Here is an 18,337-nt window from a genome sequence, read left to right on the forward strand (position 1 = left end):
ACCAGATCGGCAAGGCGGCGTTGGGAAGGCATGGCCCTTTCCATCGAGATGAACTTCGCCTTCCGCACGGAAGAGGTGATCGACGTGCTGCTTCAATTCGAAGCGGCGATGATCCCGGAGCAGACGCTGCGCGATTATCACACGTTAATTCCGCCGCACGAGCATTTCGCGCGCATTCCGGCCCAGGATGGGATCGGCGACCGGCTGTGGATCCGGGCGCAGGGGCGGGTCGAGGCTGGGTACCGCGCCCGGGTTCAGGTCGATCGCATGCTGAGCGAGCTGTCGCAGCTGGAGCGCATGGATCTGCACGACCTGCCGGGCGAGACGGTGCCCTATCTCTTCGACAGCCGCTATTGTCCGGCGGACCGCTTCCAGACCTTCGTCCATGACGAGTTCGGGACGCTTTCCGGTGGAGGGCAGATCGTCGCGATGCGCGACTGGATCGCGCGCAAGTTCACCTACACCCCGGGTAGCAGCACCGCGACCACCACCGCGCTCGATAGCTTCACCGAACGCCGCGGCATCTGCCGGGACTATGCTCACATGATGGTGACCTTCGCCCGTGCCGCGGGGATCCCCGCGCGCTTCGTCAGCTGCTACGCCCCCGACGTTACGCCGCAGGATTTCCATGCGGTGGCGGAGGTTTTCCTTGCCGACGAGACCACGCCGGGCGGCGGTGCCTGGCACTTGGTCGATGCGACCGGAATGGCCGAGCCGGGCGAGATCGTGAAGATCGGGATTGGGCGCGACGCCGCCGATGTCAGCTTCATGACCAGTTTCGGAATGACCGAGTTCCTCGAAAAGACGGTCAGCGTCGTTCGTGAATAGGTATGCGGGTGTTTTGACTTTCCGGCGCGCATCGGGTGGTGGTGCGGGCCATCGGATGATAGCTTTGCTGCATCGCACCACGATTGTTCGACGGGGGATTTAGCGCGCGCATGAGCTTTACCGCAGACCGGCTGATCCTGTTCGGCGCGACCGGCGATCTGGCGCAGCGGATGCTGCTGCCTTCGCTTTGCGCGCTTGACGCCGACGAACTGATCCATCCGGATCTGAAGATCATCGGCACCGCACGGTCCGAAATGGACGATGCGGGCTTTCGCGATTTCGCGCGCAAGGCGCTGGAGAAATACCTGCCCGCCGACCGGCGCGGCGGGATGGCGGATTTCCTCAACCGCCTCAGCTACCAGCCGCTCGATGCTACCACGCTGGAGGGGTACGAGGAGCTGGCCGAGAAGGCCGGGCGCACCGGCAACGGCTTGGCGATCTTCCTCTCCACCGCGCCCAGCCTGTTCGAACCGACGATCGCCGGGCTGAAGCATGCAGGGCTTACCACCGGAGACGTGCGGATCGGGCTGGAGAAGCCGCTCGGCGTCGACCTGGTAAGCAGCCGCGAGATCAACGACGCGGTCGCCAGCGCCTTCAGCGAGGACCGAATCTACCGGATCGACCACTATCTGGGCAAGGAGACGGTCCAGAACCTGCTCGCCCTGCGCTTCGCGAACATCCTGTTCGAGCCGATCTGGAATTCCAACTACATCGACCATGTCCAGATCACCGTCGGGGAGACGGTCGGGCTGGAATCGCGCGTCGCCTATTACGACGACAGCGGCGCGCTGCGCGACATGGTACAGAACCACATGCTGCAACTCCTCGCGCTCGTGTGCATGGAACCGCCCACCAGCTTCGACGCTACCGCCATCCGTGATGAAAAGGTGAAGGTGCTGCGTGCCCTGCGCCGGGTGGCCGATGGCGAGACGGTGACCGGGCAGTACCGCGCGGGCGCGGTCGGCGGCGAAGCGGTGCCGGGTTACGACGACGAGCTGGGCAAGGACAGCGACACCGAAACCTTCGTCGCGATCAAGGCGCATGTCGACAACTGGCGCTGGAAGGGGGTGCCCTTCTACCTGCGCACCGGCAAGCGATTGCCCAAGCGCATTACCGAGATCGTGGTCCAGTTCCGCCAGATCCCCTATTCGATCTTCGACGGGCGCGGCGCGAAGACGCAGCCCAACCGGCTGGTGATCGGTATCCAGCCGCGGGAGAACGTGCATCTGGCGCTCATGGCGAAGATGCCCGGGCTCGACCGCGAGGGCATTCGCCTGCGCTCCGTACCGCTAGACATCAGCCTGCCCGATGCCTTCAAGGGTCCGCATCGCCGGATCGCCTATGAGCGATTGCTGCTCGACCTGATCGAAGGCGACCAGACGCTGTTCGTGCGGCGCGACGAGGTGGAGGCGCAATGGGAATGGATCGACGCGATCCGCGCACGCTGGGCCGAGGAAGGCAGCGAGCCGAAGGAATACACCGCAGGCAGCTGGGGTCCCAGCGCCGCGATCGCGCTCGCCGAACGCGACGGAGTAACTTGGCATGAGTAACCGGTCATGAGCAAACTACACGACACCGTCCATGCCGTGACCCAGCGGATCATCGAGCGCTCCAGGCCAGGGCGCGACCGCTATCTGGAGCTGATGGACCGCGAGCGCGACCGCGCGCCGGACCGTGCGCATGTGTCCTGCTCCAATCTCGCCCACGCCTATGCCGGGGCGCTGGAGGATCAGGAACGGCTGAAGGCGGGCGGCGCGGTCAATCTGGCCATCGTTACCGCCTATAACGACATGCTGTCCGCGCATCAGCCCTATGGCCGATATCCGGAGCGCATGAAGATCTACGCGCGCGAGGTTGGGGCCACCACGCAGGTCGCTGGTGGAACGCCCGCGATGTGCGACGGTGTGACGCAGGGGCAGGACGGCATGGAGCTTTCGCTGTTCAGCCGCGACACCATCGCGCTCGCCACCGGCGTCGCAATGAGCCACGCGATGTACGACGGGATGTTCCTGCTCGGTATTTGCGACAAGATCGTGCCGGGTCTGCTGATGGGCGCGCTGCGGTTCGGCCATCTGCCGGGCATCTTCGTACCCAGCGGCCCGATGCCCAGCGGCATTCCCAACAAGGAAAAGCAGCGCGTGCGCCAGCTTTATGCCGAGGGCAAGGTGGGCCGCGACGAGCTGCTCGAAAGCGAGAGCCGGAGCTATCATTCGCCCGGCACCTGCACCTTCTACGGCACGGCAAATTCCAACCAGATGATGATGGAGATGATGGGCCTGCACGTGCCGGGTGCAGCCTTCGTCCAGCCGGGCACCAAGCTGCGTCAGGCGCTGGACCGGGCGGCGGTGCACCGGCTCGCCGCGCTGGCGGGCGATACCGAGCGCAGTCTCGCGCGGTGCGTGAACGAAAAAGCGATCGTCAACGCGGCGGTGGGCCTGCTCGCCACGGGCGGATCGACCAACCACGCGATCCACATCCCGGCGATGGCCCGCGCGGCGGGCATTTCGATCGACTGGACCGATCTGGCCGAGCTCAGCCATGTCGTGCCCTTGCTGGCGCGCGTCTATCCCAACGGTTCGGGCGACGTGAACGCGTTCCACGATGCGGGCGGAATGGGCTACGTGATCGGCGAACTGCTCGACGCGGGCCTCGCCCACCGCGACATTGCCACGATCTGGGACGGGGACTTGTCGGCCTACGCGCTCGAACCCGGGCTCGACGGCGACGAGCTGACCCACCGCGCGACCGGCCCGTCGGGCGACGACACCATGCTGCGCCCGGCCAGTAACCCGTTCCAATCCGATGGCGGGATGCGGCTGGTGGAGGGCAATCTGGGCCGCGCCTGCTTCAAGACCAGTGCGGTCGAGAAGGAACGCTGGACGATCGAGGCGCCGTGCCGCGTGTTCGCCGACCAGCACGAGGTGGCCGAGGCGTTCAAGGCGGGCGAGCTCGACCGCGACGTGATCGTCGTCGTGCGGTTCCAGGGCCCGCGCGCCAACGGCATGCCCGAACTGCACAAGCTGACTCCGCCGCTGGGGGTACTGCAGGATCGCGGCTACCGCGTCGCGCTGGTCACCGACGGGCGCATGTCGGGTGCCAGCGGCAAGGTGCCGTGCGCGATCCACGTCACGCCAGAGGCGCTGGAGGCGGACGACGGGAGCTTCGGTCCGCTCGCCTATCTGCGTGACGGCGACATGGTGAAGCTGTGCGCCGACACCGGCACGCTGTCGACCGATGCCGATCTCACCAGCCGCGATCCTGCCCCCGCTCCCGCACCTGACTGGGGCGTCGGGCGCGAGCTGTTCGCGATGTTCCGCCAGAACGCCGACGGCGCGGAACAGGGCGCGAGCCCGGTGCTGGCGGCGGCGGGGCTATGAGCATCGAGCTCGTCACCGTCGATATCGGCGGCACCCATGCGCGCTTCGCCCTCGCGAGCGTCGCAGACGACGGTACGATCTCTCTGCGCGAACCGACCACGCTGCATACCGACGATCACGCCAGCTTCCAGACGGCGTGGCAGGATTATCGCGAGCGGCAGGGCGGATCGTTGCCCGGCAACGTCGCCATCGCGATCGCCGGGCCGGTTGGGGGCGAGGTCATCCGCTTCACCAACAACCCTTGGGTCATCCGCCCTGCGCTGATCGGTAGCAAGCTGGGCTGCGACCGCTTCACCATCGTCAACGATTTCGAAGCGGTGGCCTATGCCGTGGCCCGCGCGCCGCACGAACAGTTCGAACATCTCGCCGGCCCGGACCAGCCGCTGGCGAACGAAGGGACGATCAGCGTCCTGGGCCCCGGAACCGGCCTGGGCGTGGCGCATCTCTGGCGCGCAGGCGACGATTACCGCGTCCAGGCAACCGAGGGCGGGCATATCGAATTCGCGCCGCTCGACCCGATCGAGGATGCCCTGCTTGCGCGGCTGCGGCGGCGCCACCGGCGCGTATCGGTGGAGCGGGTGGTATCCGGCCCCGGCATCGTCGACATCTACCAGGCGCTCGCCGCCATGGAGAAGCGCCCCGTTCCCGATCTGGAGGACGTCGCTATCTGGACGGCGGGCCTTGACGGATCGGACCCGCTTGCCGCCGCGGCGGTCGATCGCTTCTGCCTGTCGCTCGGCAGCGTGGCGGGTGACATCGCGCTGGCGCAGGGCGGCTTCGCCGGCGTCGTGATCGCCGGCGGGCTCGGCTATCGCCTGCGCGAGATGCTGCCCGCCTCCGGCTTCGCCCAGCGGTTCATCGCCAAGGGCCGTTTCGAAGGCCTTATGTCGGGCATCCCCGTAAAACTCATCACCCATCCCCAGCCCGGCCTGTTCGGCGCCGCGGCAGCATTCGCGAGGCAGCATCCGTGACCCAGATCGCAACCATCATGCAAACCGCGCCGGTCATCCCGGTGATCGTGATCGACGATCTCGACCATGCCGTACCGCTGGCGGAGGCGCTGGTCGAAGGCGGGCTGCCCGTGCTCGAAGTGACGCTGCGCACGCCCGCCGCGCTCGACGCCATCCGCGCGATGAAGCAAGTCGACGGGGCGATCGTCGGGGCCGGCACAGTGTGCAATGGCGAGCAGCTGGATGCCGCCGTCGAGGCGGGAAGCGAGTTCATCGTCTCCCCCGGCCTTACCGAACCGCTGGCGAAGGCGGCGGAGCGGGCGGACGTGCCGTTCCTGCCCGGCATCGCCACCGCTGCCGACATCATGCGCGGGCTCGACCTGGGCCTGACCCATTTCAAGTTCTTCCCGGCGGAGGCGGCGGGCGGCCTGCCTGCGTTGAAAGCGCTAGCCGCACCCTTCCACCAATGCCGGTTCTGCCCGACCGGTGGCATTACCGAACAAAACGCCCCCGACTGGCTCGCCTTCGATCCGGTGCTGTGCGTCGGCGGCAGCTGGGTCGCCCCGCGCGGCGCGCCCGATCATGCCGCCATCGCCGCCAGCGCAAGGGCCGCAAAGGAATTGAACCGATGAACACACCGCAAGATCTCAGCGAGCGCCTGCAGGAACTGCACAAGCGCACGGCTGAAACGCCCATGTTCAATCCCGTCTTCCAGCTCGCGCTCGATCTGTCGCGCGAACTGGAAGCAGGCGAGATCGACCTCGACACGATCGAGCACATGGTCTGCTCGCTGGAGCAGGAGGCGCTGACGAGGCGCGGCGACCACGTTCGCGATCTGCTGGGCCTGAACGAAGGCGGGGCGTCCGCCCTGCCCGAGCCGGCCGATTTCGGATCGCTGCGCGAGGAATGGGAGCACCCGCGCCTGCACGCGGTGTTCACCGCCCACCCGACCTTCCTGATGACGCCGGATCAGTCTGCCGCGCTCGCGGCGGCCGCGGGCGAAGAAACGCCGGTTGGGGACGAGGTGTGCGTGAAGGTGAAGGATCGCCCGGCGATCACCCTCCCTTACGAACACGAGCGCGCCATGCGCGCGATAGGTCATGCGCAGGACGCACGCGATACGATCGTGACCCGCATCCTGCGCGATGCCGCAGACCGTTTCCCCGAGCGGTGGCGCGAGCTGAAGCCGCTACCGTTCCGCTTCGCCACTTGGGTGGGCTACGACATGGACGGGCGGACCGACATCCGTTGGCACGATTCGATCGGCTTCCGGCTGAAGGAAAAGGCCATGCGGTTGCAGCGCTATTGCGACCAGCTGGCGGCGATCGATGCCGAACACGAACTGCTCGACACGCTGCGTCCGGCGCAGGACTATGCCGCCGCGCGCGCCGACGACTTCGCGCAGGACCTGTCCGCGCCGGGCGACCTTTCGGAAGCGGCCAATCGCCTGACGCGCAACGATCCGCACAAGCTGCTGAGCCTCGAACCCGTCATCGCTTCGCTCGAGGCCGAAGCGGGCAGCGCGACCGAAGCACGGGCGACCGAGCTGCTGACCCTCGCCGCCGCGATGCGGGCCGACGGGCTCGGCATGGGCTGGATCCATTTCCGCGTGAATGCGAAGCAGCTCCACAACGCGATCCGCCGCCGGATCGAGGGCGGCGAGGATCTCGACATCGGCAGCCAGGGCGCGATGAAGGTGCTGCGCCGGATGATCGCCGATATCGAGCCGCTGCGATCCAATTTCGGCGCCCTGGCGATCGAGGCGAGCACCGCGATCCGCCAGTTCCTCGCCATGGCGCAGATCCTCCACCATATCGACGCGGATCAGCCGATCCGCATGTTGGTGGCCGAATGCGAGGAACCGAGCACGGTCATGGCTGCGCTCTATTTCGCGAAGCTGTTCGGCATCTCCGACAAGGTCGACGTCTCGCCCCTGTTCGAAACCGAGAACGCGCTGGAGCATGGTGGCCGCCTGCTCGACGCGCTGCTGCAGGAAAGCGAATTCCAGAAATACGCCCGCACCCGTGGGCGCATCTGCATACAGACCGGTTTTTCCGACGCGGGTCGCTTCGTCGGCCAGATTCCCGCCGGGCTCTCGATCGAGCGCCTGCAAGGCCGCATGGCCGATGCCTGCGCGCCAACGCGCTGACTGATGTCGCCGCGCTGGTCTTCAACACGCATGGCGAGGGGATGGGCCGCGGGGCGCATCCGGCCAGCTTCGCCGACCGGCTCGAATGGCCGATGTCGCCATGGGCACGCGGTCGTTTCGCGCGCGGACGCATCCGGCTGGAGCCGGAGGCCAGCTTCCAGGGCGGCGACGGCTACCTGCTGTTCGAGACCCCCACGCTGGCGCGCGCCACGCTGGAGCAGATTGCCGCCTACCGCCCGCCTGCCGGGGGCGAAGAGCCCGATCCGTTCTACACGCGCACCGATCTCAGCCTCGATTTCTACCGCGCGATCCGCACGCATCAGCACGAACATCTGGAGAGTCGGACCTACGCCCGCGCGGTGACCGCCTTCGGGCTCGGCCTGCTCAACACCACCGGCAGCCGCGTCGCGCGCCGCCAGTCGGACCTGTCGGCGGAACGCGAGATGAGCCTGCGGCAGATCCGCGCGATCCCGCACAACGCGATCCTGCAGCAACTGGGTTACCCCGTGAACATCATCGCGGGGATCGGCAGCGCGGCGGACGGCAATGTGGAGGAAATCGCGCAACTGCTCGATTCGAGCGCGCGCGGTCGCCAGCTGATGAGCCTTGCGCGGTCGTCCAACGCGCTTGCCAGCATCAAGACGGTCGCCGCCTTCGGCGAACTTTTCAACTCCGCCTACTGGGCCAGCCGGACCTATCGCGGGACGGAGGAAAGCATCGCCGATGCATGCCAGGCGCTGGCCGATTACCTGACCAAGGACGACCGCAACGGCGTGTTCCGCCGCCTTGCGAGCCGGTTGCGCATCGACGCGCTCAAATTCCATCGCCTGCTCGATCTTTTGCCGGAGGAAACGGCGCCGCCGGGACGCGAAGAGACGCGGCGCTTCATCGGGGTGCTGCAATCGCTGCGGCTGACCCTGTTGCAGCACATGTTCCTGAAGGCGGTGGCGCTTCCCAGCTTCAGCCGGGCGAACGACATCAGCCGCGACGACGTGCTGGAAATGGTCTTCACCCTGCGGATCGACGATGCGCTGGCGCAGATGCGGCGTGCCTTCCCGACCAGCTTCCCGCAGATCGGCGATTTCGACCTCGACGAGGCGAGCGATTTTCCGGATCGCGATACCGACGGCTATGGCCAGATCGGGCGCGAATATATCGATCCGATCGAGCGCGCCTACGATCTGTCGCTGCGGATCGGCGGTGCGATCGCGCAGGTCTTCGGCGCGCACGGCTAGCTCCCTCCCCGACCGACATGGCGGAGGCGAGGTTACCAATGGCTATGCCAGTCATGGCTGCGTGGGCGTGCCGGATGGGTTCGCGGCCGAGCTCTTCGCCGCGACCGAAAAGGGCGACAAGGTCGTCATCACTCGCGGCAAGCAGCTCGGGATGGGCGAGAAAATCCTCTAGTTCAGCCCGAACGACGAGGTGGCTCGGCCTCGAACCGCCAGCTATCGACATCGGGCTCCCGGCGCGCCAGCACGCCCCCGAGCGACGCGTTGTCGCCATTGTGCAAACGCTCGATCATCCGCGCGATCTCGGAACGCGGCACTCCCCCCGTCCCCAGCGCAGTGAGGATCAGAGCGACCACCTCGATCTCGATCAATCGGGGATGGCCGTAGCGAAACACGTAGCCGTCTCCAGCCTTCTCCACGCCGCTGTCGAACGTGCCTTTCGCGACATACGCGATGGCCTCTTCCGCGTCTGCCAGATGGCGGGCGCTTTCGGCCACTGCCAGCGGATCGAGCCAGTCCTGTCCGGCGAGAAAGGCACGCACCCGCGCGCGCTCGAAGCGGCTATCCTCGTTCGAAGGATCGCGCACCGGCTCTATCTCCGCCGCCGCGACAACCGCCTCCAGCTCCTCGCGCCGCCAGCCGAGTAGTGGGCGAAAGACCTCGCAATCGAGCGGTTGCGGCTCGGCGAAGCTCAGCCGACCGCGCGGGCGGACTCCAGCCAGCCCCGCCAGCCCGCTGCCCCGGTTGAGCCGCATCAGCAGCGTTTCCGCCTGATCGTCGGCATGGTGGGCCGTGGCGAGGCCCGCCACTTCGCGCTCCGCCAGCCACCGACCCAGCGCGGCATAGCGCGCCGCACGCGCCCGCTGGTGCATATTACCCGCGCCCACTTCCACGCGCAGCGTTCTGTGCGGCACGCCGAGGGATGCGCACAGGTGCGCGACCATCGCCGCCTCGTCCGCGCTTTCGGGCCGCAAGCCGTGATCGACGGTCGCCGCTTCCACCATGCCGGGCATCGCGGCATGGGCCAGCAGCAGCAGGGCGAGGCTGTCCGGCCCGCCCGATACCGCCAGCCCCAGCCTGCGGCCCGCAAACCCCACGGCGGCGAGATCGCCGCGAAAGCGCTCGATCAGCGCGGGGGCAGGCGCGGTGTCAATTTTTGCAGGTGACCTTCTTGCGGTTCGCCTCGTACTCGCTCTGCAAGCGGCCCGCCGCGATCGAGGGATAGGTCTCGCTGAATTCCGACAGCGCTATGCAGGCGCGGTTGGTGTCGTCCAGTGCGATCATCGACACCGCGAGATAGAGCAGGCTATCGGGCGCGCGCGCCGCTGCGCGGTCGGCCTGGTAGTTCTTGATGAACCACGCCGCCGCCTCGCGCGGCTTGCCATCGTCGAGATAGGCCCGCCCGAGCAGATTGCGGCCATAGGTGGTGCGCCAGTGGCTGGGATACTTGTCGACGAACAGGGTCAGCTGCTGCTCCGCCTCGGGAAAGAAACCGGCGTCCCAAAGGCGGAAGCCGTAGGAATATTCGTCGTCGCCCGCATCGTCGGTCTGCGGCTTCATGATTTGCTGCACCGCCGCCAGACGTTGGGCGGTGGGACCCGAAGGCGTCGGTGCGGGCGTGGAACTTGCGGGCGGGCTCGACGTCGTGGCGGCAGTGGTCGGGGGCCGGTTCGCCGGCGTGCCGACCGTCGTTGCGGGGGTGGAATTCCCCTGCGCCGCCGCCGCCGCGGCGGTGCCCGTGGTCTCGATCGCGGACAGGCGGGTATCGAGTTCGGACAGATTGTTGGCGTTCTGCTCCACTTGCGCGGTAAGGCGCTGCAGGCTGCTTTCCATTGCATCGAGGCGCGCCAGCACGTCCGTCACCGCCGTGGTGGAAGTGGTGGAAGGCTGCGCCCCGGTGCGCGGCGCGCCGGTGATCTCAGGCTCGAAATAACGGCTGTCGCCGCCGGGAAAGACCGTGCGCTGCAAGGCGCGCACTTCCGCCTCCAGCTTGCGCAGCCGCACTTCGGCATCCGCGTCCTGCGCCGCGGCGGGCACCGCCTGCAGCGTGAGCACGGCAAGCGCCGCCCCCCACAGGATATTGCGATGGCGTCTGATCATTCTCGTAAGCTCCCTGCGGACCGCATCCGCGCGGTCCCGATTGATATTCCTGCACCCTGGTTCCGCCGGTCCGAACCGCGTCTGAACGCCGGCTCGCGATACTATCCCTTGCCTGCCGCGTGTCGAGGGAGGCCCGAGCTGCGGCGGGGGAAAATCGCGACGACACGCCCGTGCCGCCGGGTTCGTCGGTGGTTCAGGTCGGCGAGGTGGCCGGCGCCGACGCCGAAGGCGCGGATGGGCTGGGTACGGGCGTGGCGTTCGCGCGGTCGGTCAGCGCCTGCGGCGTGACCGACACGTCCTTCACGATCTCGTCCTTCTCCGACAGCTTGGGCACCGGCTTGCCGCCCACGGTGATCGCCAGCGCGTAGGGCCGTCCGGTCCAGACCTGCGGGTCCTTCGCATCGGCGGGGACGGTGTAGCTTTCGCCCTTCGCCATCTGTTTCTGCATCAGCTGGTTGCCGTCGCCATCGTAGAATTTCACCCAGGTATCGTCCATCAGCGCGGTGAACACGACCGGTCCGGTCGGCGCGGCGGGGGCCGCCTGTGACGCGCGCGGAGCTGCGGCAGCCTGGCGTGGGGCTGAGCTCGATTCAGGCCGATCGATGATCGATCCCGGCCCGGTGCCCGGCGCAAAGAAGGTGCGGTAAAAGGTGTAACCGCCCACGATCAGCAGCACGAGCGCCACGATGGAGAGGAACACGAGCCCGCGCGAGGGGACGCGCGCCGGGTCGCCCGGTTCGAACTTGGTCTCGCGGCGATAGGCCCGTTCGACCTCCCCATCCTCGAGCTCGCGGCGCACGCCTTCCGCCGTTTCGTCCTCGTCCAGCCCCACAGCCCGTGCGTAGTTGCGGGAAAATCCCAGCGCGTAGGTTCGGGCAGGAAGGCTGGCGAAATCGTTCGCCTCGATCGATTGCAGATGGCGGCGCGGCACCTTGGTTTCGTCCGCCACCTGGTCCAGTGTCAGCCCCCGCTCCTCGCGCGCTGCCTTCAGCCGATCGCCGACCCGGATCGTCGGCGATGCGCCTTCCGCCGGCGCATCGATACCCTCCGCGCCTTCCGCGACCGGTTCGTCGGCGGTCCGTTCTTCTGCTTGCATCAGTCCCAATCGCTCATGTGTCCGGCCCCTACTCCCCCCTCTTCCTAGCGCCGGGGGGTGCCTGTCAAGGCGGCACCCGCGCCTGGTGTGCGCTATTGCGTGTCGATACCCTTCGCCTGCGCCCAGTCGGCTATTGCTTCGCGCAAGCAGCCGGGCGGGCGCACCAGCCATTCGTCCATCGCGGCCTCGATCTCGGCCAGGTCGACCTGGCGCACCAGTTCCTTGATCGGGCCGACCGAGCTGGGGGTGATCGACAGGCGGCGGATGCCGACGCCCAGCAGCGCCAGCGCCTCCAGCCGCCGGCCACCCATCTCGCCGCATACGCCGAGGTCGATCGGCTGGCCCTGCGTCCCGCGCACGAGGCGGCGCAGGAACCGCAGGATCGCCGGGCTGAGCCAGTCGTAACGCTCCGCCAGCTTGGGATTGGCGCGATCGGCGGCGAACAGGAACTGGGTCAGGTCGTTGGTGCCGATCGACATGAAGGAGATGCGCGGGATCATCAGGTCCAGCACTTCGGCGAGTGCCGGCACCTCCAACATCACGCCATAGCGGATGGTTTCTGGCAGCATCTTCTTGCGGTCGCGCATGTAATCGAGCTGTTCGTCGAACACCGCCTTCGCCGCATCGAATTCCCACGGCTCCGCCACCATCGGGAACATGACATTGAGGGGGCGGCCACCGGCGGCCTCCAGCAGGGCGCGGGCCTGCGCCTTCAGCAATCCCTTACGCTCCATCGCCAAGCGCAGCGCGCGCCAGCCCATGGCCGGGTTCTCGTCCTGCTCGGCATACTCGGAGGCGAGATAGGGCACCGCCTTGTCTCCCCCGATATCGACCGTGCGGAACACCACCGGCTTGCTCCCGGCGGCGTCCATCACGTCGCGATAGAGCCTAGTCTGCCGCTCGCGCTGGGGCAGGGTCGCGGAAACGAGGAACTGGAACTCGGTCCGGAAGAGGCCGATGCCGTCCGCACCGACGAGGTTGAGCGACGAGATGTCGTCGCGCAGCCCCGCATTCATCATCACCTGGATGCGCGTTCCGTCCCGCGTGAACGGCTCCACGTCGCGCAGTTCGGCATAGCTGGCGAGGCGTTTCTTCGTCTGGGCGAAACGCGCCTCGAACGCCTGCAACATGGTCTGCGCCGGCCGCGCGGTTGCCGTGCCCGCATCTGCATCCAGCAGCACCTCGTCACCTTCGCGGACCATGCCGCGAAGGCCCCGCACGCGGCCCAGCACCGGCACCGCCATCGCCCGCGCGACGATCACCACATGCGCGGTGAGCGAGCCTTCCTCCAGGATCACGCCCTTGAGCTTGCGCCGGTCGTATTCGAGCAGTTCGGCCGGACCCAGGTTCTTCGCGATCAGGATCGTGTCGCGCGGCAACCCCTTGCTCGCCGCGGTGCCGATCTGGCCCGAGACGATCCGCAGCAGCCGGTTCGACAGGTCCTCCAGATCGTGCATCCGGTCGGCCAGCAGCGGATCGTCGATCTCGCGCATCCGCATCCGGGTGCGCTGCTGCACCCGCTCGATCGCCGCTTCCGCCGTCAGCCCGGAATCGATCGCCTCGTTGATGCGCCGCGACCACCCTTCGTCATAGGCGAACATCTTGTAGGTCTGGAGCACCTCCTCGTGCTCGCCCCCGGCGCCGAATTCGGCCTGCTGCGCCATGGTATCGATCTGGTCGCGCATCCGGTCGAACGCGCGATAGACCCGCTGCCGCTCCACCTCCACGTCCTCGGCGACGACCTGGTCGATGGTGACGCGCGGCTGATGATAGACCGCGACGCCGCTCGCCAGCCCCTTCACCAGCGGCAGCCCCTCCATCTTGGCGGGTTCGGTGCTCGCCCTGGTCAGGCCGAGCGCCTCCTCCTCGTCGATCAGACCTGTGTTGGCGATCAGTTCGGACAGGACCATCGCGGTGGTCTGCAACGCCTCGATCTCGACATCCTCGTACCGCCGTGGATCGAGGTGCTGCACGTTGAGCGCGCCCACCGCGCGTTCGCGATAGACGATCGGAACGCCGGCGAAGGAGTGGAACTTCTCCTCCCCCGTTTCGGGCCGGTACTGGAAATCGGGGTGCGCCTTCGCCTCGGCCAGGTTCAGCGTCTCCACATTCTGGGCAATGGTGCCGGTCAGCCCCTCGCCCAGTGCCATGCGGGTGACGTGCACCGCCTCCTGCTTCAGCCCGCGGGTCGCGAACAGCTCCAGCATCCCTTCGCGCAGGAGGTAGATCGAGCACACTTCGCTATCGAGCGCTTCGCCCACGATCTCCACCACGCGGTCAAGCTTGCCCTGCGCGTGAAGACGCGAGGCCATTACCTCGTGCAGGTGGGTCAGGATCTGACGGGCGGCGGCGGCGGCGCTCATACCGAACCGCCTAGCCTATCGCGCGGCAATTGGGAAATACGGTGAATGCCGTGCGCGGGTGCGCTCAGCAGGTGCCGAGCTCCTCCTTCAGGCGCAATTTCTCGCGCTTCAGGCGCTGGAGCATCGCATCGTCGGGCGCGGGCCGGGTCATTTCCTGCGCGATGGCGGCTTCGATACCCGCATGCTTGGATTTGAGGGCGCTGACATGCGATGCATTCATGTGCTTTCTCCTTTTGGCCGTTGGTCGGAAGGGCGCGCGAGAGCACCGATCCGACTCGGTGATATGACCATATTTGGCAAAGCCTGCGAAGTCCTTGCCAGGCCGATAGCGATGGGCCAGTGCTGGCGCGGGACGAGACGATGACGGCGTGATCGGGGGCAAGATGCGATGACCGAAGCGGAACTTCGCAAGCGCCTTGAGCACCTGAGGGTGGAACATCGCGACATGGATGCCGCCATCGCGGCGCTGACGGAAACGGGCGGCGGCGGCGACCAATTGCAGATTGCCCGGCTCAAGAAGCGCAAGCTCGCCCTGCGCGATCAGATCGCCGCGATCGAGGACGAATTGATCCCCGACATCATCGCCTAGACCGCCAAGGCAGGCGAAAAAGACCTTCGATTTCTGCGACCTGTCCCCGCCCGGGAAACCGCTGCGTTGCGGCTAGGCACCATCACCGCCCGCGCCTATCGCGATGGACATGCCTGCCCCTTCCGACATCAACGTCGCTATCGTCGAATCGCTCTACAGCGAAGCATTGGTCCTGGCGGACGAGGTACGGGCCACCTTCGACCTGATGCCGGTCCCCCCGGGCCGCGAAAGCGACCCGATGCGGATCGCCTTATCGACCGAAGGGCTGAAGACGACGACCCGCATCATGCATCTGCTGGCGTGGCTGATGAACCAGCGCGCCTATCTGTCGGGGCGCATGGGCGAGGTCGAATTGCGACGCGCCGGGCGTCTGCCGACCAACCGACCCAGCGAGGCACGGCATTTGCGCCTGCTATCGCCCACCACCTGCGAGCTCATCGCGCATACCGAACAATTGCATGGGCGGGTGTCCCGGATCGACGGGCAGTGGCAGCGCGCCCTGCAATCGCGCCCCGAAGCGGTCGCGCGCTTGCGCGAGCGTCTGCACGAGGCACTGGGAAGCTTCTGACGCGCTAGATACCGGCCAGCGCGCGGTGCCAGCGCGTCAGCCGCTCTTCGCGCACACCCGCATCCATCGCGGGGGAGAACCGGCGCACGCCGCCGCGCATCGCATCTGCCGCCGCGGGCAGATCGGGATGCAGCCCCGCCCCCACCGCCGCGGCCATGGCGGCACCCAGCGCGGTCGTTTCGATGAAATCGGGTCGTTCGACTTCCAGCCCTAGGATATCGGCGAGGTCCTGCGCCATCCAGCCGTTTGCGCTCATCCCGCCATCGATCTTCAGGCCCGCCCATCGCCGCCCGTCGGCGGCGAAGGCCTCGGCAAGGTCGTGCGTCTGATGCGCCATCGATTCCAGCGCGGCACGTGCGATCTGTGCCCTACCGCTGGCAAAACTGAGCCCGGTGATGCTGCCACGCGCATCGGCCCGCCAGTGCGGCGCACCCAGCCCGCTGAGCGCCGGGACCACCACCACCTCGCCCGAATCGCTAATCGAGCGCGCCAGCTCTTCGGTTTCGGCCGCACTCTCGATCAGGCCGAGCGTATCGCGCAGCCACTGGATCAGGCTGCCGGCGACGAACACCGATCCTTCAAGTGCGTAGCGACGCTGCCCGTCGCGCTGGGTCAGCACCGTGCCGAGCAAGCGATGGTCCGAGGTCGGCGGGGTGTCGCCCTGATTGGTCAGGATGAAAGCACCGGTACCGTAGGTCGCCTTCGTTTCGCCTGGCGACAGGCACCCCTGCCCCACCGTCGCAGCCTGCTGGTCGCCGAGCATGCCGGTGATCGGGATGGCCCGCCCGAACAGCGCCAGCTGCGCTTCGGCCAGGTCCCCGTGCGTATCCACCACTCGGGGAAGGGTGGCGAGCGGAATTTCGAACAGGTCCGACAGGTTGGGTGCGAATTGAACTTCGTCCAGCGGCAGCAGCAGCGTGCGGCTGGCATTGCTGGCGTCGGACACATGTTCGCCCCCGGTCAGCTTCGCGACCAGCCAGCTTTCGACCGTGCCGAAGGCGAGCGCCCCACGCTCCGCCGCGCCGCGCACGGTCTCGTCGTTATCTAGCATCCAGCGCATCTTGGTCGCCGAGAAATAGGGGTCGAGCAGCAGGCCGGTCCTGCGCTGTACCTCCGGCTCGTGGTCCTGCTCCTTAAGCCGCGCACAAAGATCGGCGGTCCGCCGGTCCTGCCACACGATCGCGCGGGCGAGCGGCTCCAGCGTGTCGCGATCCCAGGCCACCACCGTCTCGCGCTGGTTGGTGATGCCGATGCAGGCGATCCGCGCGGCATCCTCGCCCACCACTTCGCGCGCGCAGGCCAGCGTCTTGTCCCAGATCTCGTTCGCGTCGTGCTCGACCCAGCCGGGCCTTGGATAATGCTGCGTCAGCTCCGCCTGGGCGAGCCGCTCCACCGTGCCGTCCAGCCCGAACAGCATCGCGCGGGTCGAGGTCGTGCCCGCATCCAGCACCAGTATCGTATCGCCCATCGCCCTCTCCGCTTCCCGGCGCGGCGTGACATGCGCCAGCCCGGTCCCCATATGCAACCCCATGGCAGGACCACCCCCGAAACCATGGCCCACGGGCGAGACGGAGCGGATCGAACCGCTGGTCGCGCGCGTGCTGGCGCCCAACCCCTCCCCCTATACCTATACCGGGACGCAGACCTATGTCGTCGGCACCGGAGCCGACCGCGCGATCATCGATCCCGGCCCGGACGAGGCCGAGCATCTCGGCGCCATCATGCGCGCGGTGGGCGATGCGCGGCTGACCCATATCCTGTGCACCCACACGCATCGCGACCATTCGCCCGGGGCAGCGCCGCTGGCGCGTGAGACGGGGGCGCAAATCGTCGGGTGCGACAAGCTGGTCCTCGCCGATACCGGCCCACGCGCCGATGCCCCGTTCGACACGAGCTACGAACCCGATCGCGTGCTGGCGGATGGGGAAAGCGTTTCGGGAGATGGCTGGACGCTGACAGCCGTGGCGACGCCCGGGCACACCTCCAACCATTTGTGCTTCGCGCTGGAGGAAAGCGGCGCTCTGTTCACCGGCGACCATGTCATGGGCTGGTCGACCAGCGTCATCGTGCCGCCCGACGGCGACATGGGCGATTACATGGACAGCCTCGATCTGCTCTATGCGCGCGAGGATCGGGTCTATTACCCCGCCCACGGCCCCGCAGTGGAGAAGCCGCGCCAGCTGGTGCGTGGGATGGTCGGCCACCGCCGCCAGCGCGAGCGGCAGATCGTCCGCCTGCTGGAGCAGGAGCCGCGCAAGCTGCGCGATTTCCTCGCGCCGATGTACAAGGGGCTCGACCCCCGGCTGGAGAAGGCGGCGCAGATGTCCGTGCATGCCCACCTCATCGATCTGGAACGGCGCGGCGTGGTCCGGCGTTCGGGAAATCAATGGCAAACGACGTAAAGAACGACCTGACCTCGCGGACGGAACCGACCATCCACAAGGATCGCCCCCTCGCGCGCGTGCAGGCCCTGCCGTGGCTGATCGTGATCGTGCTGGTCGCCGCGGTCGCATGGCTCGGCTGGCGCGCCTTTCTCTACAAGGAGGAAGGCGATCCGGTGGGGAGCGCGATGCTCGCCTTCCAGAAGCAGAACTCGCTCAACGTCTTTTCCAGCCGGTTCGAGGTGGTGGCGGAAAGCACCAATGCCCAAGGGGTGCTGGGTATCGATATCCTGAAGAGCCGGCAGGCGGCGATCATCCCCGCTATGGTCGAATATCGGCTCGATCTGAGCCAGATGGATCGCGACCGGTTCGCGTGGAACGATGCCAGCGACACGCTCGACGTGACGCTGCCGCCGCTGCGCATCTCGCGCCCCAACCTGGATGAAGCGGCGGCGAAGACCTACACCCAGGGCAGTTTCGTCACCGGCGGAGCGGCACAGGCGATGGCGAAGAACAATTCGCAGCAGGCGGAACGCAAGGCCGCGGAATTCGCCAAGAACCCCGAAGTGCTACGGCTCGCCCGGCAGGCGGCGAAGGAAGCCGTGCGCCAGAACCTCGCCATTCCGCTGCAGGTCGCGGGCTATGGCGACGTGAAGGTGAACGTGCATTTCGACGGCGAGAAGACGCCCTCCGACTGAGCCCCA

At 67.3% G+C, this 18,337-nt stretch carries 16 protein-coding genes and 1 pseudogene; 11 read left to right on the top strand and 6 right to left on the bottom strand.

All coding sequences use genetic code 11. The features are described from left to right. Positions 1-30 precede the first annotated feature (30 nt). The 7 genes and pseudogenes from F7D01_RS04500 to F7D01_RS04530 all read left to right on the top strand — a co-directional run bounded on the left by F7D01_RS04500 (position 31) and on the right by F7D01_RS04530 (position 8,711). Positions 31-828 carry a transglutaminase family protein gene (locus F7D01_RS04500; protein ID WP_215229035.1) on the top strand — a complete coding sequence of 266 codons (798 nt, stop codon included), beginning with the start codon at positions 31-33 and terminating at the stop codon, positions 826-828. Between the two features lie 110 nt (positions 829-938). After that, positions 939-2,378 carry a glucose-6-phosphate dehydrogenase gene (zwf, locus tag F7D01_RS04505; protein ID WP_215229036.1) on the top strand — a complete coding sequence of 480 codons (1,440 nt, stop codon included), beginning with the start codon at positions 939-941 and terminating at the stop codon, positions 2,376-2,378. Between the two features lie 6 nt (positions 2,379-2,384). Further along, positions 2,385-4,205 (top strand): phosphogluconate dehydratase, encoded by a 1,821-nt coding sequence (edd, locus tag F7D01_RS04510; RefSeq protein ID WP_215229037.1) that lies wholly within the window; start codon positions 2,385-2,387, stop codon positions 4,203-4,205. Beyond that, positions 4,202-5,176 (top strand): glucokinase, encoded by a 975-nt coding sequence (gene glk, locus F7D01_RS04515; RefSeq protein ID WP_215229038.1) that lies wholly within the window; start codon positions 4,202-4,204, stop codon positions 5,174-5,176. The genes edd and glk overlap by 4 nt, the downstream gene beginning before the upstream one ends. Positions 5,177-5,193: 17 nt before the next feature. Further along, on the top strand, positions 5,194-5,787 hold the full coding sequence (gene eda / locus F7D01_RS04520; protein WP_251567193.1) for a bifunctional 4-hydroxy-2-oxoglutarate aldolase/2-dehydro-3-deoxy-phosphogluconate aldolase: 594 nt from the start codon (positions 5,194-5,196) through the stop codon (positions 5,785-5,787). Then, a pseudogene (locus F7D01_RS04525) lies at positions 5,784-8,539 on the top strand (phosphoenolpyruvate carboxylase). Before eda ends, F7D01_RS04525 begins: the two are co-directional and overlap by 4 nt. Further along, complete coding sequence (locus tag F7D01_RS04530; protein ID WP_215229040.1) at positions 8,505-8,711, top strand: L,D-transpeptidase; 207 nt, start codon at positions 8,505-8,507, stop codon at positions 8,709-8,711. The pseudogene F7D01_RS04525 and the gene F7D01_RS04530 overlap by 35 nt, the downstream one beginning before the upstream one ends. A 1-nt stretch (position 8,712) precedes the next feature. Here F7D01_RS04530 and tilS read toward each other — a convergent pair whose 3' ends face one another. The 5 genes from tilS to F7D01_RS04555 all read right to left on the bottom strand — a co-directional run bounded on the left by tilS (position 8,713) and on the right by F7D01_RS04555 (position 14,315). Next, the gene (tilS, locus tag F7D01_RS04535) at positions 8,713-9,633 is read right to left on the bottom strand and encodes a tRNA lysidine(34) synthetase TilS (RefSeq protein WP_251567064.1); all 921 of its coding nucleotides are present in this window, start codon (positions 9,631-9,633) and stop codon (positions 8,713-8,715) included. A gap of 52 nt (positions 9,634-9,685) precedes the next feature. Continuing rightward, positions 9,686-10,636: a tol-pal system YbgF family protein gene (locus tag F7D01_RS04540; protein ID WP_215229041.1), complete on the bottom strand. Its 951-nt coding sequence runs from the start codon at positions 10,634-10,636 to the stop codon at positions 9,686-9,688. A gap of 193 nt (positions 10,637-10,829) precedes the next feature. Next, a complete protein-coding gene (locus F7D01_RS04545) occupies positions 10,830-11,732 on the bottom strand; it encodes a helix-turn-helix domain-containing protein (protein ID WP_215229042.1) in 903 nt (300 codons plus the stop codon). A 92-nt stretch (positions 11,733-11,824) separates the two neighbouring features. Next, the gene (gene ptsP / locus F7D01_RS04550; RefSeq protein WP_215229043.1) at positions 11,825-14,095 is read right to left on the bottom strand and encodes a phosphoenolpyruvate--protein phosphotransferase; all 2,271 of its coding nucleotides are present in this window, start codon (positions 14,093-14,095) and stop codon (positions 11,825-11,827) included. A gap of 64 nt (positions 14,096-14,159) precedes the next feature. Further along, positions 14,160-14,315 (bottom strand): YdcH family protein, encoded by a 156-nt coding sequence (locus F7D01_RS04555; RefSeq protein ID WP_215229044.1) that lies wholly within the window; start codon positions 14,313-14,315, stop codon positions 14,160-14,162. A 168-nt stretch (positions 14,316-14,483) separates the two neighbouring features. Here F7D01_RS04555 and F7D01_RS04560 point away from each other — a divergent pair, with 168 nt between their 5' ends. Together F7D01_RS04560 and F7D01_RS04565 are read left to right on the top strand one after the other, a co-directional pair. Continuing rightward, positions 14,484-14,684, top strand: a complete 201-nt coding sequence (locus F7D01_RS04560; protein ID WP_215229045.1) for a YdcH family protein — start codon at positions 14,484-14,486, stop codon at positions 14,682-14,684. A 109-nt stretch (positions 14,685-14,793) separates the two neighbouring features. Beyond that, positions 14,794-15,252, top strand: a complete 459-nt coding sequence (locus tag F7D01_RS04565) for a DUF1465 family protein (protein WP_215229046.1) — start codon at positions 14,794-14,796, stop codon at positions 15,250-15,252. 4 nt (positions 15,253-15,256) lie between these two features. Here the strand turns inward: F7D01_RS04565 and F7D01_RS04570 are convergent, their stop codons facing one another. Next, the gene (locus F7D01_RS04570) at positions 15,257-16,720 is read right to left on the bottom strand and encodes a glycerol kinase (protein WP_215229665.1); all 1,464 of its coding nucleotides are present in this window, start codon (positions 16,718-16,720) and stop codon (positions 15,257-15,259) included. Between the two features lie 61 nt (positions 16,721-16,781). On the opposite strand from F7D01_RS04570, the gene F7D01_RS04575 reads away from it, so the two are divergent. Both F7D01_RS04575 and F7D01_RS04580 read left to right on the top strand, forming a co-directional pair. Continuing rightward, on the top strand, positions 16,782-17,654 hold the full coding sequence (locus F7D01_RS04575) for an MBL fold metallo-hydrolase (RefSeq protein ID WP_215229047.1): 873 nt from the start codon (positions 16,782-16,784) through the stop codon (positions 17,652-17,654). After that, entirely contained in the window at positions 17,639-18,331 is a 693-nt protein-coding gene (locus tag F7D01_RS04580) for a DUF4230 domain-containing protein (protein WP_215229048.1), read from the top strand. The genes F7D01_RS04575 and F7D01_RS04580 overlap by 16 nt, the downstream gene beginning before the upstream one ends. Positions 18,332-18,337 lie beyond the last annotated feature (6 nt).

Origin of the sequence: Erythrobacter sp. 3-20A1M (genome assembly GCF_018636735.1) — a bacterium.
Lineage (GTDB): Bacteria > Pseudomonadota > Alphaproteobacteria > Sphingomonadales > Sphingomonadaceae > Alteriqipengyuania.

What these genes read in the sequence shown, in the direction of transcription:
- zwf (WP_215229036.1), top strand. Translation starts at nt 939, where the DNA reads ATGAGCTTTACCGCAGACCGGCTGATCCTGTTCGGCGCGACCGGCGAT.
- F7D01_RS04540 (WP_215229041.1), bottom strand. Translation starts at nt 10,636, where the DNA reads ATGATCAGACGCCATCGCAATATCCTGTGGGGGGCGGCGCTTGCCGTG.
- F7D01_RS04545 (WP_215229042.1), bottom strand. Translation starts at nt 11,732, where the DNA reads ATGCAAGCAGAAGAACGGACCGCCGACGAACCGGTCGCGGAAGGCGCG.
- F7D01_RS04560 (WP_215229045.1), top strand. Translation starts at nt 14,484, where the DNA reads ATGACCGAAGCGGAACTTCGCAAGCGCCTTGAGCACCTGAGGGTGGAA.
- edd (WP_215229037.1), top strand. Translation starts at nt 2,385, where the DNA reads ATGAGCAAACTACACGACACCGTCCATGCCGTGACCCAGCGGATCATC.
- eda (WP_251567193.1), top strand. Translation starts at nt 5,194, where the DNA reads ATGCAAACCGCGCCGGTCATCCCGGTGATCGTGATCGACGATCTCGAC.
- ptsP (WP_215229043.1), bottom strand. Translation starts at nt 14,095, where the DNA reads ATGAGCGCCGCCGCCGCCGCCCGTCAGATCCTGACCCACCTGCACGAG.
- F7D01_RS04555 (WP_215229044.1), bottom strand. Translation starts at nt 14,315, where the DNA reads ATGAATGCATCGCATGTCAGCGCCCTCAAATCCAAGCATGCGGGTATC.
- F7D01_RS04580 (WP_215229048.1), top strand. Translation starts at nt 17,639, where the DNA reads ATGGCAAACGACGTAAAGAACGACCTGACCTCGCGGACGGAACCGACC.
- F7D01_RS04500 (WP_215229035.1), top strand. Translation starts at nt 31, where the DNA reads ATGGCCCTTTCCATCGAGATGAACTTCGCCTTCCGCACGGAAGAGGTG.
- F7D01_RS04570 (WP_215229665.1), bottom strand. Translation starts at nt 16,720, where the DNA reads ATGGGCGATACGATACTGGTGCTGGATGCGGGCACGACCTCGACCCGC.
- glk (WP_215229038.1), top strand. Translation starts at nt 4,202, where the DNA reads ATGAGCATCGAGCTCGTCACCGTCGATATCGGCGGCACCCATGCGCGC.
- F7D01_RS04565 (WP_215229046.1), top strand. Translation starts at nt 14,794, where the DNA reads ATGCCTGCCCCTTCCGACATCAACGTCGCTATCGTCGAATCGCTCTAC.
- F7D01_RS04575 (WP_215229047.1), top strand. Translation starts at nt 16,782, where the DNA reads ATGGCAGGACCACCCCCGAAACCATGGCCCACGGGCGAGACGGAGCGG.